This window comes from Roseomonas aeriglobus, assembly GCA_016937575.1.
GTDB lineage: Bacteria > Pseudomonadota > Alphaproteobacteria > Sphingomonadales > Sphingomonadaceae > Sphingomonas > Sphingomonas aerigloba.
The window spans coordinates 956,601-971,715 of the sequence record JAFHKN010000002.1 but is presented as its reverse complement, the minus strand read 5'-3'; the positions used below and the strand labels follow the sequence as shown (position 1 = coordinate 971,715).

General features: G+C 67.0%; 12 protein-coding genes. 7 read left to right on the top strand and 5 right to left on the bottom strand.

The annotated features are described in order from the left end of the window. Positions 1-108 precede the first annotated feature (108 nt). The 3 genes from JW805_05110 to JW805_05100 are packed head-to-tail and all read left to right on the top strand — an operon-like array spanning position 109 to position 3,571. The gene (locus JW805_05110; GenBank protein ID MBN2971395.1) at positions 109-1,527 is read left to right on the top strand and encodes an amidohydrolase; all 1,419 of its coding nucleotides are present in this window, start codon (positions 109-111) and stop codon (positions 1,525-1,527) included. After that, positions 1,524-2,852, top strand: coding sequence for an amidohydrolase family protein (locus JW805_05105; GenBank protein ID MBN2971394.1), 1,329 nt, complete (start codon positions 1,524-1,526; stop codon positions 2,850-2,852). Before JW805_05110 ends, JW805_05105 begins: the two co-directional genes overlap by 4 nt. Positions 2,853-2,905: 53 nt before the next feature. Continuing rightward, positions 2,906-3,571: an HAD-IB family hydrolase gene (locus JW805_05100; GenBank protein MBN2971393.1), complete on the top strand. Its 666-nt coding sequence runs from the start codon at positions 2,906-2,908 to the stop codon at positions 3,569-3,571. Here the strand turns inward: JW805_05100 and JW805_05095 are convergent. From JW805_05095 to JW805_05080, 4 genes are all read right to left on the bottom strand, one after another. Further along, the gene (locus JW805_05095) at positions 3,552-4,307 is read right to left on the bottom strand and encodes a nucleotidyltransferase family protein (protein ID MBN2971392.1); all 756 of its coding nucleotides are present in this window, start codon (positions 4,305-4,307) and stop codon (positions 3,552-3,554) included. The genes JW805_05100 and JW805_05095 overlap by 20 nt on opposite strands. After that, positions 4,304-5,242, bottom strand: coding sequence for a hypothetical protein (locus tag JW805_05090; GenBank protein MBN2971391.1), 939 nt, complete (start codon positions 5,240-5,242; stop codon positions 4,304-4,306). Before JW805_05090 ends, JW805_05095 begins: the two co-directional genes overlap by 4 nt. Beyond that, the gene (locus tag JW805_05085) at positions 5,239-6,288 is read right to left on the bottom strand and encodes an NAD(+)/NADH kinase (GenBank protein ID MBN2971390.1); all 1,050 of its coding nucleotides are present in this window, start codon (positions 6,286-6,288) and stop codon (positions 5,239-5,241) included. Before JW805_05085 ends, JW805_05090 begins: the two co-directional genes overlap by 4 nt. Before the next feature lie 101 nt (positions 6,289-6,389). Further along, entirely contained in the window at positions 6,390-7,607 is a 1,218-nt protein-coding gene (locus JW805_05080) for a hypothetical protein (GenBank protein MBN2971389.1), read from the bottom strand. Here JW805_05080 and JW805_05075 point away from each other — a divergent pair. Both JW805_05075 and JW805_05070 read left to right on the top strand, forming a co-directional pair. Then, positions 7,600-8,895 (top strand): lipopolysaccharide biosynthesis protein, encoded by a 1,296-nt coding sequence (locus tag JW805_05075; protein MBN2971388.1) that lies wholly within the window; start codon positions 7,600-7,602, stop codon positions 8,893-8,895. The two genes, JW805_05080 and JW805_05075, sit on opposite strands and share 8 nt — an antisense overlap. A 75-nt stretch (positions 8,896-8,970) precedes the next feature. Beyond that, entirely contained in the window at positions 8,971-10,500 is a 1,530-nt protein-coding gene (locus JW805_05070; GenBank protein MBN2971387.1) for a sodium:solute symporter, read from the top strand. Between the two features lie 57 nt (positions 10,501-10,557). Here the strand turns inward: JW805_05070 and JW805_05065 are convergent, their stop codons facing one another. After that, on the bottom strand, positions 10,558-12,843 hold the full coding sequence (locus JW805_05065) for an FdhF/YdeP family oxidoreductase (GenBank protein ID MBN2971386.1): 2,286 nt from the start codon (positions 12,841-12,843) through the stop codon (positions 10,558-10,560). 92 nt (positions 12,844-12,935) lie between these two features. Here JW805_05065 and JW805_05060 point away from each other — a divergent pair, with 92 nt between their 5' ends. Continuing rightward, the gene (locus JW805_05060) at positions 12,936-14,042 is read left to right on the top strand and encodes a catalase family protein (protein ID MBN2971385.1); all 1,107 of its coding nucleotides are present in this window, start codon (positions 12,936-12,938) and stop codon (positions 14,040-14,042) included. Positions 14,043-14,117: 75 nt separating this feature from the next. After that, positions 14,118-15,065 (top strand): cation transporter, encoded by a 948-nt coding sequence (locus JW805_05055; protein MBN2971384.1) that lies wholly within the window; start codon positions 14,118-14,120, stop codon positions 15,063-15,065. The last annotated feature ends 50 nt before the right edge of the window (positions 15,066-15,115 follow it).

Genomic DNA, 15,115 nt, shown 5'->3' with positions numbered 1-15,115 from the left:
ACCCAACCGGACGATCCACCGATCACGCTGAGGCCGGCCCGAACGTTTCGCGCTTGTCTCGATGCACCGGCTCGCCCTACCAACGGGACACAAACAAAAGGGGCCATCATGAACCGTCGATTCACGCGCCTGGCGTGCGCGTTGCTTGCCGCGTCTGCGCTCGTCGCATGCGGACAGAAGCAGGATACCAGGTCAGCCTCCGCCGCGCCCGCCAAACAACCGGGCAAGCCGTATGACCGCAATCCTTTCCCATCGACCTATCGCCCCTACCCGGGCGTGCCGACCCTGGTCCGGAACGTCACCGTCTATGACGGCGAAGGCGGGCGGATCGAGAACGGCCAGGTGCTGTTCGCCGACGGCAAGATCGTCGCGGTCGGCCAGTCGGTCGATGCGCCGGCCGGCGCGACGGTCATCGACGGCACCGGCAAGTGGGTGACCCCCGGCATCATCGACATCCACAGCCATCTGGGCGACTATCCCTCACCCGGTGTGCAGGCGCATTCGGACGGCAACGAGGCGACCGGCCCGGTCACGGCCGACGTCTGGGCCGAACATAGCGTCTGGCCGCAGGACCCCGGCTTCAGCCGCGCGCTGGCCAATGGCGGCGTGACGACGCTGCAGATCCTGCCCGGCTCGGCCAATCTGATGGGCGGTCGTTCGGTCGTGCTCAAGAACGTCTATGCCCGCACGATGCAGGGCATGAAGTTCCCCGGCGCGCCCTATGGCTTGAAGATGGCCTGCGGCGAGAACCCAAAGCGTGTCTACGGCTCGAAGGGCCGTCAGCCCTCCACCCGCATGGGCAACGTCGCGGTCGACCGCGCCACCTGGGCGCAGGCGGCGGACTATAAGCGGCGTTGGGACAAGTATGAGAAGGACGGCGGCGAGCCGCCGACGCGCAACATCGCGATGGATACGCTGCGCGGCGTGCTGTCGGGAGAAATCCTGGTCCAGAACCACTGCTACCGCGCCGACGAAATGGCGATCGTCATGGATATGGCGAAGGAATTCGGCTATAAAGTCAGTGCTTTTCACCATGCCGTCGAGGCCTACAAGATCGGCGACCTGCTTAAGGCAAACGATACCTGCGCGGCCGTGTGGGCCGATTGGTACGGCTTCAAGATGGAAAGCTACGACGGCATCCATGAAAACCTGCCGCTGCTGCACAAGGCCGGTGCCTGCGTGATGATCCATTCGGACGATGCCAACGGCATCCAGCGCCTGAATCAGGAAGTCGCCAAGGCGCTGAACGCCGGCCGCCGCGCCGGCATCAACGTCAGCGACGAATTCGCGTGGACCTGGTTGTCGCTCAACCCGGCGAAGGCGCTGGGCATCGACAAGGTCACCGGATCGCTCCGCCCCGGCAAGATGGCGGACGTGGTGCTGTGGAACGGCAATCCGCTGAGCGTCTATTCGCGCCCCGAAAAGGTCTGGGTCGACGGTGCGATGCTGTACGACATGAACAACCCCAAATTGCGACCGGTGAGCGACTTCGAGATCGGCCAGCCCGGCATGGGAGACGTCAAGTGAAGGCCCTGCTCCTCGCCGCGGCGGCTTTGGTCGCCCTCCCCGCCTCTGCGCAGTCGGGGTCCTCGGGAAGTGACACTTTGCGAGGTGGCCAGACGATCGCCATCACGGGCGGCACGGTAGCCATCGGCGACGGCTCCGCGCCGATCCCCAACGGCACCGTCGTCATCCGCGACGGACGCGTCGTCGCAGCTGGCTCGGGCATCGCGGTGCCTGCAGGCGCGCAGACGGTCGACGCAACCGGCAAATGGGTGTCGGCCGGCATCGTGACCGGCATCGGCGACTTGGGGCTCGTCGACGCCGGCGGCGTCAGCGAGAGCAACGACACCTCGGCACGCCAATCCCCCTATTCGGCGGCGATCGACGTCTCGACCTCGGTGAACCCCGAAACGGTCATGATCGCCAACGAACGGCTGGGTGGCGTCACTCGCGCGTTCATCAGCGGGGGTGGCGGCCAATCGATCTTCGCAGGGCAAGGCGCGGTGATCGACCTCGCTGCCGATCCCGATCCGGTGACCAAGGCCCGCGCGTTCCAGACCGTCCAGCTGGGCGAGGACGGCGCACGCTCGGCCGGCGGCAGCCGCCCTGCGGCCTGGGCGGCGCTGATCGATGCCTTCGCGATGGCGCAGGACTATCGCCGCAACTCGTCGGGCTTCGACGGACGCAGCAAGGACGCCCTGCTGACGCGCGCCGACGCGCAGGCCCTGCTCAACGTGCTGGACGGCAAGGTGCCGCTGGTCGTCCGCGTGGAGCGCGCGAGCGACATTCGCCAGGTGCTGACGCTGCCGACGCGCTATCCGGGCATCAAGCTGATCCTGGCGGGTGTGACCGAAGGCTGGATGGTCGCGCGCGAGATCGCTGCAGCCAAGGTGCCGGTGCTGGCCTATGCGCTCGCCGACCTGCCGTCGTCGTTCGAACAGGTCGCGGCGACCGAAAGCAACGTCGGGCGGATGACTGCCGCGGGCGTCACCGTCGGCATCTATTTCGACGGGTCGGGCGGCGAACATGTCGTGCGCCAGTTCGCGGGCAACCTGGTCGCGATCACCAAAGTGCCGGGTGCCACCGGGCTCGACTGGGGCCGTGCATTCGCGGCGATCACGTCGAAGCCCGCCGAAGTGATGGGCCTGGGCGCCGAGATCGGGTCGCTGCGGCCGGGTCGACGCGCCGACGTGGTGCTGTGGGACGGCGATCCGCTGGAATTGTCATCGCAGCCGCAGGCGATCTGGATCGACGGCCGTCCGCAGCCGATGACCTCGCGCCAGCGTCAGTTGCGCGATCGCTATCTGAACGTGGTCGAGGGTGCGCTGCCCAAGGCATATGATCGGTAACGACAGCTAGCCGCCGTCATCCCCGCCTCCGCGGGGATGACGGGACTGACCCGATGCACCGCCTCGCCATCTACGACCTCGACCGCACGATCACCGCGGTGCCGACGTGGACGCCCTTCCTGCTTCACGCCGCCCGCACCCGCGCGCCGTGGCGGCTGGTGTCCGCGCCGCTCGTCGTCGGGGCCATGCTCACCTATCGCGCCGGGTTGATCGAGCGGCGGACGCTGAAGCAATTCATGCACCGCCTGCTCGTCGGCACGCTGGCGCCCGATCAGTCGGCCGCGGTCGCGCAAGCCTTCGCCGACAGCTTTGCGCGTCACATCCGGCGCGGCGCCCGAGCACAGATCGCTGCGGATCGAGCGGCAGGCTATCGCATCGTCGTCGCCTCCGCCGCGCACCGTTTCTATGCCAGCCGCATCGCGGCCGCGCTGGGCATCGACGACGTCATCGCGACCGAAGCGAAGGTCGACCGCCAAGGCCGCGTGACTCACCGGATTGCCGGGGCCAACTGCTATGGCGCGGACAAGCTGGCGATGATCGAGGCATGGATGGCGCGTCAGGGGATCGCCCGCGCCGATACGCATGTCCGCTTCTATTCCGACCACGCGACCGACGAGCCTACCTTCGTCTGGGCCGACGAAGCGGTCGCGGTAAATCCGCACGCCAAGCTCCGCACCCTGGCGGCGGCGCGTAATTGGCCTATCGTCGACTGGCGATAATCGCCCGCACATCGGCCAGGTCGGAGCTCTTGTCGACATCGACCGCGGCCAGCCCATCGCGGGCCGCAACCGCCGCCGCGCGCACATCGGCCGTCTGCCCGAGCCGGGCGATCGCGTCCGCCAGCGTCAGCCGTCCCAGGAGGTAGCGCACCAGCGTCCCGACACCGAACCGCCGCACGATCCGCCACGGTCGCTTGCGATCGGCCTCGACCGCGCGCCACAGTCCGATCGCACGTGCCGCATCGGCGGTGGCGAGGTAGAATAGATTGCATCCCGACCAGTCGCCATCGGCGAAGCGCAGATAGGTCCGTCGCGACCCAGGCATTGCCTTCGCGATCCGCGCCCGCTCGGCAAGCAGCACTGCGATGTCGGCCCCCGCGGGCACGTCGCGCATGAAGTCGGCGATCCACTCGGGCTCGAGCAGCGCATGGTCGGCCGTCGTCACCAGCAGCGGCGCATCGAGTTCGGCCAGCGCGCTTGCCACGCTGTCGCTCGGCCCGGATGCGGGCGGCAGGACGACAAGGCCGAGCCGCTCCGCCAGCGCGATCACCGAGGGATCGTTCGCCGACACCGCGACCGTTCCGGCGCCCGCCGCCTGCACCGCCGCCGCGACCCGCTCCAGCATCGCTCGACCATCGACCTCAATCAGCGCCTTGTGCGACACCCCTTCCGCTGCGGCAACGGGATCCACGGCGCCGGCGCGCGACCCGGCAAGGATGACCGCGGCGAAACTCACGCCCGCGCGCGCCAGACGCGCCACAACACGCCCGGCGCGGCAAGTACCGGATGCCGCTCGCGAAATGGCGTGATCGGCACCGCGACGCCGGTGTGCCGCTCGATCTTCCACGCGGCGTAGCGGGCGGCGCCGTCGAAGGTGAACGCGGCGCGGATCAGCCGAACGATGTTGAGCGGGCGACCAAGCCGCCTGCGACGTTTCCAGCGGTTGAGGATCCGGGTGCGTGCGTCGGGCTCGAGCCCGACCGCGAACCGTGCGTTCTCTCGCCCAGGCGGGAGCTCAGGGTTCAGAGCGTCCGGCTTGTCGCCCTGCGATCGCACCGGCGCATCAGCGCGAAAGGGTATGGGCCCGGCGTCCCACGCCGCCGGCAGCAGCGCCGTCAGATGGTCGCCGTGAACCTCCAGGATCTGCTCTTCGCGGCCCTTGGCTTCGACGCGTAATTCCGCGGCATAGGTCGCGCGAAACAGGGCGCGCCAATAGTCCGCCGCCTCCCCCGCCTGCGGCCCCAGCGCCGCCGCATAGCGTCCTGCGGTGATCGCAGCCGCCGCCACGGCCGCCTCGACCCGCACCTGCGCACCATCCGCCGCCCAGGCCAGCGCGGCAGGCTGGACGAAGCGCGTCCAGATCGTCGTATCGATCGTGCGGTCGGCGCACGCCGCCTCGAACATCGCGAGCGTCATCGTGGCGATCTTGGCTCGCAGGCCGTTGCATTCGCGATAACCGACCCGCGGCCACAACCCACGTTCGGCCGGCCCATCGGTCAGCACGTAGAAGTCGAGCACCCCGTCGAGCGCCCCGGTCCGCAGGTTCGATCCATAGAACAGGACGGCCACCGCCCCCGCTTCGTGCGCGAGGTCCGTTGCGAACGCGCGCACGGGGCCGGCTACCGGGCGGTCGAGCGACGCCGCGACCAGCGCGGCGAGGTTCGCGGTCACGGCACGACGAAGCGGAGCGGCGCACCCTGCGCCACCCGATAAGCGCCGCCGGGGAAAACCTCGCCGTCGAGGATGAAGCCGGACTCCAAATCGACATCGAAAGCGCTGGAATCGATGCGATGATAGCCGCGCCTCTCCAGCCAAGCCCCCTCGTGACCCGCCAGCAGGAACGGCACGCTCGTCGCCAGGCCGCGCGGTGGGGCATCGACGACCAGGCTCTTCAATCCGGCCCGGATGCGGCCGAACGGCTTCAGTCCGACCGGCAGACGTTCCAGCGTCGAGGCCAGCATCATGTAGCGCGCCGTATCGCTTGCCGTCGTCGCGCCGTGCATGGGCCGGGCATCGTCGGCATAGCGCAGCGCCATGCGGCTGCCACGGCGCCAGCGATTGTCGGAACGACCGAACAGCGTAGACCCGATCGCACCGGCCAGGGCCAGTCCGACCGCCAGCCCGTTGAATGCCCCCGCCTTGTGCGTGTGCTGGGCAAGTTCGGTTGCATCGACGAAGCCGCCCGCCCCGAACAGAAAGCCGCGAACCCGCGGTCGCGCGACGGCACGATCGACGATCTCCACCGGGCTGCGGCCTACCGTCCGGCCGCGAACCGCCGCTTCCATTGCCTCATCGAGCGTCCAGTCGGCGGGCACGTTGAGGTCGATCGCCAACGCGTTGGTCTTGCCCGTCGGAAGGATCGCAATGTCGGGCCACTGGGCACCGAAGCTGTCGCCGGCGCAGGTCAGAACGTCGCGGATGGTCCCGTCACCGCCGTCGATCACCAGCAGGTCGATGCCGCGCGCGGCAAACATCTCCAGCGCCATGCGCAGCGCCTCGCGCGTGTCGGGCGCCTCGGAAATGACGTTGTGGCGGTAGACCAGGGCATTCGCTGCACCGACATTGTGCCGGCTGCGCGGGTTGCGGATCAGCCCGACGAGGCCGGGGGTCGCGCCACGGCGATAGCTGCGCAAGGGCGCAGCGCGCGGCGACGTCACGTCAGGGGACGTGAACGCAAGGCGCGGCAGGGCAAGGCTATCGTAGATCGATTGTTTCACAGCGCGTCGGCAGTTGGTTAGCCGACTAACGCTTCGCAAGGCGTTGGGTCCCGCCGGATGACAAATTTATTACGCTTGTGTCTCAATCGCGTTAACGTGCATCAAGCGATCGAGAGGATAGCCGCTGCGGCCCGGTCGGCGGCCGGACGGTCGGTGCGGTCGAAGGTGCGCGCGAAGGCATCGCGCTGGAGCAAATCATAGCGCTGCGGGTCGACGATGGCGGCATCGATCGCGGCGTTCAATCGTGACAGGTCGTCGATGACCGGACCCAGGTGCCAGTGTGCGAAGTTCGGATCGTCGGCCCAGGCGGCACGGCCAGGGTTCAGGAAGATCGCCGGGCGCGGCCGCGCAATCCATTCGTAGATTTGGCTCGATGCGTCACCGACATAGATATCGGCGCCCAGCGTGTAGGTCATGTCGATCGACCGCGTGCTGCCCGGATCGACGATCAGCCCCTCCCGCCCCTGCCACCGCGCAGGCGGGTCGCGGCGCCAGTGAAGGCGGCGATGCTCGACGGAGGCGTGGATGCGTCGCTGGAACAGCATGACGTGCGGTGCGACGACCAGATTGACGTCGCCACGCGAGAGGATGGCGTCGACCACCGCCTCGCCCCAAGGATACCAGCTGCTGAGCAACGGGTCGAAATGCGGATTGTATAGGATCGTCGGGCGATTGTTGTCGAACAGCGTCGGCCGACGCGACAAATCGACCGTCTCGAACTTGGGGTAACCGACGATCGCATGATTGTCGGGCGTGATCAGGCCCATCGCCAGCATCCGGTCGCGTACCTTTGACCCGGACAGCAAAACCAGGTCGAAACCCTTCATGACACTACGGAATCCGACCGAGCGGTCGCCGGCGCCATGCGGGATCCATATATATTTCAGGTCCACCAGGCCGAAGCGGTCGCGCAACATCAGGCTGGTCGTCTCGGGCACGACAAGCGCGTCGAGCTTCGCGAATTCGGCCAGATTTTCGCGCAACACGGCGATGCGGCGGAACGGCGCGATCCAGCGCAGCCCCGTATCCAGAACGCGCGCCACCGCACCGATGCCGAGCGATACGAAGCGAACCCGGGCGGCGGCATCGGTCCCTATCAGTTCACGGACGCGTACCGCCTGCGCCTCGCTCGACGTCAGGACCGTCACGTCGGCGCGCGCGTCGCGCGCCAGGGCGGCGACGACCGGCGCGGTATGACTGACCTGATGCAACGCATCGTGATTGTAGAGAAACCCGATCTTCACCGGTGGCGCGTCCGCAGGGTCGGCGATATGGGGCGGATCATGCGCATGGCTCGCGATATCTAAGACAGTGGCCACGGAAGAAAAGGTCGCGAGCCCGTTTCGACGGGCGTTGCGCAACGTCGGCTGGCTGCTGACCGGCAAGGGATTGGGCGCGGTGCTGAGCCTCGTCTACCTCGGCCTCGCCACGCGCACCCTGGGCCCGGAGGGGTTCGGTCAGTTCATGCTGATCCTGTCGATCGGCCAGGCAGTCGCAGCGATGATGCTGTTCCAGTCGTGGCAGGTCGTCGTGCGCTACGGTGTACCGCTGCAAGCGGCAAACGACACCGGCGCGCTCGGGCGACTGGTGCGATTCTGCACCTTGCTCGACGCCGGCGCAGCGGTTGCGGGATGCGGCGTCGTCTGGGTCGTCCTATGGGCGCTCGACGCGCGGTTCGGCTGGGACGACAGGATGACGCGCGACGCGATGATCTTCTGCGCGGTGCTGATGCTGTCGATTCGCTCGAGCGCGATCGGCGTGCTGCGGCTGTACGATCGCTACGGGATCGGCGCGGCGGCGGAGTCGACGACACCGATCATGCGCTTCATCGGGGCCGCGATCGTCGTGGCGACGGGCCCCACGGTCCGCGGATTCCTGATCGCCTGGGGTACGGCGGAGATCCTGACCGCGATCGTCCATTGGCGCGCCGTGTGGCGGGTCGCGCCGGGGCTGATGCGGGGATGGCGGGACAGCATCAGCGCATGGCGCGAGCATCCGGGGCTGATGCGCTTCGCGGCACTGACCAACGTGTCGGCGACGCTGAACGCGGCCGGGCGGCAGGGCGTGGTGGTCGTCGTCGGACTGGTGACGGGGCCGGCCGCCGCGGGCGCCTATCGCCTGGCCTTCCAGCTGAGCCAGGCGCTGGCGCAGATCGCGGAGATGTTCTCACGCGGCATCTTCCCGGAGTTCTCGCGCGCCGATCGCGCCACCTCGCGCGACGATCTGCGGCGGCTGTTCCGCCAATCTACCCGGCTGACGCTCGCGGTTGGCGCGGTCATCTGCCTTGCAGTGCCGATCCTGGGCGAACCGGCGCTGCATCTGGTCGGCGGCAAGGCCTACACGACCGCCTGGCCACTCGTGCTGGTGCTCAGCCTGGCGGTCGCGATCGACGTAATGGGTATCGGTTTCGAGCCCGTCCTGATCGGCACCGGGCGCGCGGGCACGGCTTTTCGCATTCGGCTGGCGGCGGTCGGCGTGCTGGTGCTGGCGGCATTCGTGCTGGTCCCCCGGTTCGAGGCGCTGGGCGCGGCCCTGGCGACGCTGGCGGCGTCCGCCGCGGCGTTGGTCATGCTGTGGCCGGCCGCCCTGCGCGCGGTGCGGGCCTGACCCCTCGGGTCGCTCCCGCGTATGTGGGAGCAGCCGGGGAGTTGCGCCCCCTTCCCGCTCCGCTACCATCCGCTGATGACAGGCCAATTCGCCCCGCTCGACTGGATCGTCGTCGCTGCCTATGTCGCCGTGCTGGTCATCGGCGGCTACGTGTTTTCGCGGCGCAAGACCAACGATGCGGAGGATTACTTCCTCGCCGGGCACACTGTTCCCGCCTGGCTAGCGGCCGTGTCCGTTCTTTCGGCGACACAATCGGCCGCGACCTTCCTTGGCGGGCCGGATTACGGGTACCGTAGCGATTACACTTATCTGGGCGGCGTCCTGAGTTCGGTCTTCGCCGCCCTGTTTGTGGCGAAGGTGCTGATCCCTCGCTTCTACGCGCTGCGGGTAACGACGGTGTACGAGCTGCTCGGCCAGCGGTTCGACGGGCGGGCGAAGCGCGCGGCGGGCGGCATGTTCCTGGTCGGACGCGTGCTGGCCGGCGGTGCGCGTGTGTATCTGGCCGCGATCGCCATCGCGATGGTGATGTTCTCCAGCGTATCGGCCGGCAGCATCATGTTCGCCGCCGCCGCGGTCATGATCGCCGCGTTCCTGTTCACCTTCGTCGGCGGGCTGCGGTCGGTGCTGTGGAACGACCTCATCCAGTTCGTGATCTATGTCGGATCGGCGGTCGCCGTGTTCGTGTTCCTGTGGACCGCGATTCCCGCGAGCACGCCGCAGATCGTCGGCGCGCTGTCAGCGGAGCACAAGCTGCTGCTGTTCGATTCCTCGACCGACCTCGCCAAGCCTTTCACCATCCTGTCGATCGTCACCGGCCTGTTCCTGCTGAATGTCGCCAATGCCGGGCTGGACCAGGACACGACGCAGCGGTTGCTTGCCTCGCCCGATGCCAAGACCGGCGCGCGCGGGCTGATCCTGTCCGCGCTCGCATCGATTCCGATCATCGCGATGTTCATCACGATCGGGCTGCTGCTCCACATCTTCTACAATCGGCCCGACCTGATGGGCACGGCGAACACCGCGGCAACGCAATTCTCCGGCGAAAAAGTGACCGTCTTCGTCCACTATATCCTGACCGAGATCCCACCGGGACTGCGTGGGCTGGTGACGATCGGCGTCACGGCGGCAGCGGTGGCGACGACCAATTCGGCGCTGAACGCGATGTCGTCGGTGCTGATCAGCGATTTCTATCGCCCGTGGCGCGAGCGGACCGCGGCAAAGCCCGAGCGCCACTATGTCCACGCCGGACGCTGGGGGATGGGGATCGTCGGGCTGGCGATGTTCGGCGCGGCAGTGCTGAGCTTCTACTGGCAGCGCTACACCGATACGCCGCTGCTGGAATTCGCGCTGAGCGTGATGAGTTTCGCGTACGCGGGGTTGCTGGGCGTGTACGCGGTGGCGGTGTTCACCACGCGCGGCACGACCGCTTCGGTCATTGCGGCGCTGGCGGGCGGGTTCGTGACGGTGTTGCTGTTGCAGCCCTGGATGGGACTGGGGCTGACGACGCTCGCGTTTCCGTATCAACTGTGCGTGGGGACGCTGGTGGCGGCGGTGATTGCGGCAGTGCCCAAGCCCGACCGTGCTTCCGCACAGGCGGGGGCCTAGAGCGGCGAGGTCAGACCTGCGACACCCTGGGCTCCCGCCTGCACGGCAGCACGGATATTATCTGGCAAACCGCACCGGCACCGATTTCGCCGCCGGGACATGGCTTTCCTCCGCATGGTGCTCGACCGGCATCAGCACGTTGCATTCGGGATAATATGCCCCCAAACACCCGCGCGGGATGCTGTACGGGGTCACCACCAGCCCCTCGCGGCGGCGCACATGGTTGTCGCCGGCGTCACTCATCAACGTCACCACCTGCCCTTCGTGCAGGCCCTCGGCCGCGATATCCTCGCTGTTCATGAACAACACGTCGCGCGTGCCGTTCACACCGCGAAAGCGATCGTAATAGCCGTAGATCGTCGTATTGAACTGATCGTTGGAGCGCAGCGTCATCAACCGGTAGCGGCCATCCTTGTCTGCAAATCCGGTCGCCGATAGGTCGCCCGGTACCAGGAATTCCGCCTTGCCGGTCTTGGTTTCCCAGATCCGCTCGGCCGCCTTGTTTCCCTTCCAGAAACCACCGGGCTCGAACAGCCGCTGGTTGAAGTTGGCAAATTTGTCCGGGTACGTCGCCTCGATCGCGTCGCGTACCCGGCCGTAATCGGCGACCCACGCATCCCAGTCGACCCGGGCGTTGGGCGGACAGATCCGCTTAGCGAGCGCGCCGACGATCGCGGCTTCGGACAGGAGGTGCGGGCTGGCGGGTTTGGCCTTGCCGCGCGATCCGTGGATGCAGCTGGTCGAGTCTTCGACCGTCACGACCTGCGGACCCGACGCCTGCACATCCTCCTCGATCCGTCCCAGGCACGGCAGCAGATAGGTCACGCGGCCGGCGAACAGGTGGTTGCGGTTGAGCTTCGTCGCGATCTGCACCGACACATCGAGCCGTGGCCACGCGTCTTCCATCAGTCCGGTCTCGGGCACCGCACGCAGGAAGTTGCCGCCGAGACCGATAACCGCCTTTACGCTACCATCGATGATCCCGCGGCAAGCCTCGACCGTATCGAGCCCCTTTTCGGTCGGCGGGTCGAAGCCGTAGAGTTCCTTCAGCTTGTCGACGGGGGCGAGCTCGGTCTTTTCGGTGATGCCGACCGTCCGCTGACCCTGCACGTTCGAATGCCCGCGCACCGGCGTCGGCCCCGCGCCGGGCCGGCCGATGTTCCCGCGCATCAGCAGCAGGTTGACGAGCATGCGGACGTTATCGACGCCCCTTACATGCTGGGTCAGGCCCATGCCGTAGATGCCCAGCACCGCCTTCGATCGGGCGTAGACCCGCGCCGCCTGTTCCAGCGCCGCGCGCGACAGCCCACTTTCCGCCTCGATCGCCCCCCAGTCGGCGGCACGGACATGGTCGGAAAAAGCGTCGAAATCGTGAGTGTGCTGCGCGATGAATTCGTGATCGAGCACGGGCGGGTCGCCGACCGCCTTGGCTGCATCGTCCCATTCGACTAGAAATTTTGCGATCCCAGTCATCGCCGCGATGTCGCCGCCGGCACGCACTTGGTGATATTGCGTGGCGATCCGCGTCTCGGTCAGCGTCGCCATTTCCACTGGATTCTGGGGATCGGTAAAACGCTCCAGCCCGCGTTCCTTCAGCGGATTGAAGACGACGATCTCGCATCCGCGGTGCCGTGCCGATCGCAGGTCGTGGAGCATGCGCGGGCTGTTCGACCCGACATTCTGCCCGAAGAAGAAGATCGCGTCGCAATGCTCGAAATCCTCGAGCCGCGTCGTGCCGACCGGCACGCCGATGGCCGCCTTCAGCCCGACCGAAGTGGACTCGTGGCACATGTTCGAACTGTCGGGCAGGTTCTGGTTTCCGTACATCCGCGCCATCAGCGCCCACATGTACGACGTCTCCAGACTTGCCCGCCCCGAGGCGTAGAAGACGACCGACTTGGGATCGAGTGCCTTGAGCGCCCCACCGATCGCATCGAACGCTTCGCCCCAGTCGCACGCGACATATTTGTCGGTCGCCGCGTCGTAGCGCAGCGGATGAGTCAGCCGCCCTTGCTGTTCGAGGTCATAGTCGGTCCAGCCGCGCAGCTGGGTCAGCGTGTGCTTCTGAAAGAATTCGGGCGTGGTACGCAGCGACGTCAGCTCCCACGCAGTCGCCTTTGCTCCTTCCTCGCAGAACTCGGCCGGATGATGATCGGCAGGTTTGGGCCAGGCGCAACTGGTGCAGGCGAAGCCCCGCGGCTTGTTCTGACGCGTCAATTCCCGGATCGCTTCGGGGCCGACCTTCTCGCGCTTCAGGATCTCGGCGACCGACCGCATCGATCCCCAACCACCTGCCGGCCCCCAATAGCCGCCCGCGCGCGATGTCGATTTCTTCCCCGCCATGCCGTCTTCGTCCTGTCCAGTACCGTCGCACGATAGAATGGAACGGGCCGTGCCGGGAATGGTTCAGTTTCGACACTGATGGAGATTGAGGGATGGCCCAGCCGGTACGTTACAGCGCGGACATCGAACGTCCCGAGGCTGACGAGGCCGAGACGATCGCCGGGCTGAAGGACCAGTTCAAGACGATCCTGGACACGACGTCCGAGGACTATGGTCACGCTGTCCGATCGGTGCATGCCAAGGCCCACGGGCTGGTCCCGGGTAAGCTGACCATCCACGGCGACCTGCCGCCAGAACTCGCGCAGGGCCTTTTTGCGCGCACGGGCGATTATGATGCGATCCTGCGCTTTTCGACCAACGCCGGCGATATATTGGATGACGCGATCCGCCTGCCCCGGGGATTGGCGGTAAAGATATTGGGCGTCGAGGGTGAACGACTGCCGGGCAGCGAAGGCGACACGACGCAGGACTTCATAGCGGCGAACGCGCCCGCCTTCGCTGCGCCAAACCCGGAAAAATTCCTGGGCAACCTCAAGATGCTCGCCGCGACGACCGACAAGGCAGAGGGCGCGAAGAAGGTCCTGTCCAGCGTCCTTCGCACCGTCGAGGCCGGGCTGGAGGCGGTCGGACAGAAGTCGGTGCTGCTCAACACGCTGGGCGGTGCCAAGCCCGTCCATCCACTCGGCACCACATATTTCAGCCAGACACCGTTCCGCTACGGCGACCATATCGCCAAATTTCAGTTCGCGCCGGTCAGTGGGATCAAGGATTTCGCCGACGAGACGATCGAAGCGTCCGGCCGCCCCGACGCCAACCGCGAGGCGATGAACGAATTGCTGGAGGAACAGGGCGGGACATGGGAGCTGCGCGTGCAGCTCAACACCGATCTCGAGGCGATGCCGATCGAGGACGCGAGTGCGGTGTGGGACGAGGAGGCAAGCCCGTACCGCACGGTCGCGACGCTGACCGTCGAGCCGCAGGCGGCGTGGATCTATGGCACCAGCGAGCGGCAGGAGGATCGGCTGGCGTTCAGCGTGTGGCACGGCCTGGCGGCACATCGACCGCTGGGGGCGGTAAACCGTGCACGCAAAGACACCTATAAATTCTCCGCGGATTATCGCGGACGGTTCAACGGGTGCCCGATCCACGAGCCGAGGCGGCTCGAGGATGTCACGATCGAGCCGATGACGGTGGACTGACGCTGCCGGAGCATCCGCCTCCGTGGGGGCACGGCCGGTGTGGAACACCTACGCCCGCCCCGCGCTTGAGCGGGCGTGAGCACCTCTTCCCTTGTCGCCGCCGTTCGCGCCAATGTCGTCCTTTATGGCGCGCTGGCCGCCAACCTCGGCATCGCGGTCGCCAAATTTATTGCCGCCGGGATCACCGGATCGTCGTCGATGCTGACCGAGGGTGTGCATTCGCTGGTCGACAGCGGCAACCAGATCCTGCTGCTTTACGGTCAGAGGCGCGCCGCCCGACCGCCGGACGCCGCCTATCCGTTCGGCTATGGTCGCGAACTCTATTTCTGGGCATTCGTCGTCGCAATGCTGATCTTCGCGATCGGTGCGGGCGTGTCGGTCTACGAGGGCTATCTGCACATCCGCGAGCCCGAGCCGCTGCGCGACCCGATGGTCAACTACATCGTGCTGGGTATCGCGGTCGCGTTGGAGGGAACGTCCTGGATCATCGCGGTGCGCGAGTTCAACGCCAGCCGGGGCGGACAGGGCTGGTGGCGCGCGATCCGGCGGTCGAAGGACCCGGCGGGCTTCATGGTGCTGTTCGAGGACAGCGCGGCCCTGATCGGCCTCGTCTTCGCCGGGATAGGTATCTGGGCGAGTCACGCCTACGGCGACCCGCGGATCGATGGCATCGCATCGATCGCGATCGGCCTGGTGCTCGCCGGAGTCGCGATCCTGCTGGCGCGCGAGGCCAAGGGGCTGCTGATCGGCGAGGCGGCCGACCCGCAGTTGGTTGCGACGATCCGCGACCATGTCACCCGGCACCGCGGAATAGTGTCGGTCAATCATGTCCGCACGATCCACACCTCGCCGCAGGCGGTCTTCGTCGCGGTCAGCGCCGATTTCGACGACGCGCTGACGATGGGCGACGGCGAGACGCTGATCGAAGCGATCGAATCGGACCTGAAAGCCGCGCTGCCGCAACTGACGTCGATCTACATCCGGCCGGAGAAGCACGCCGAAGCGGTTGTCGCACAAACGTAATGACGCAGGTAAATCCGCGCATTCTCAAGCGGAACGGTACGTTGGCGGAC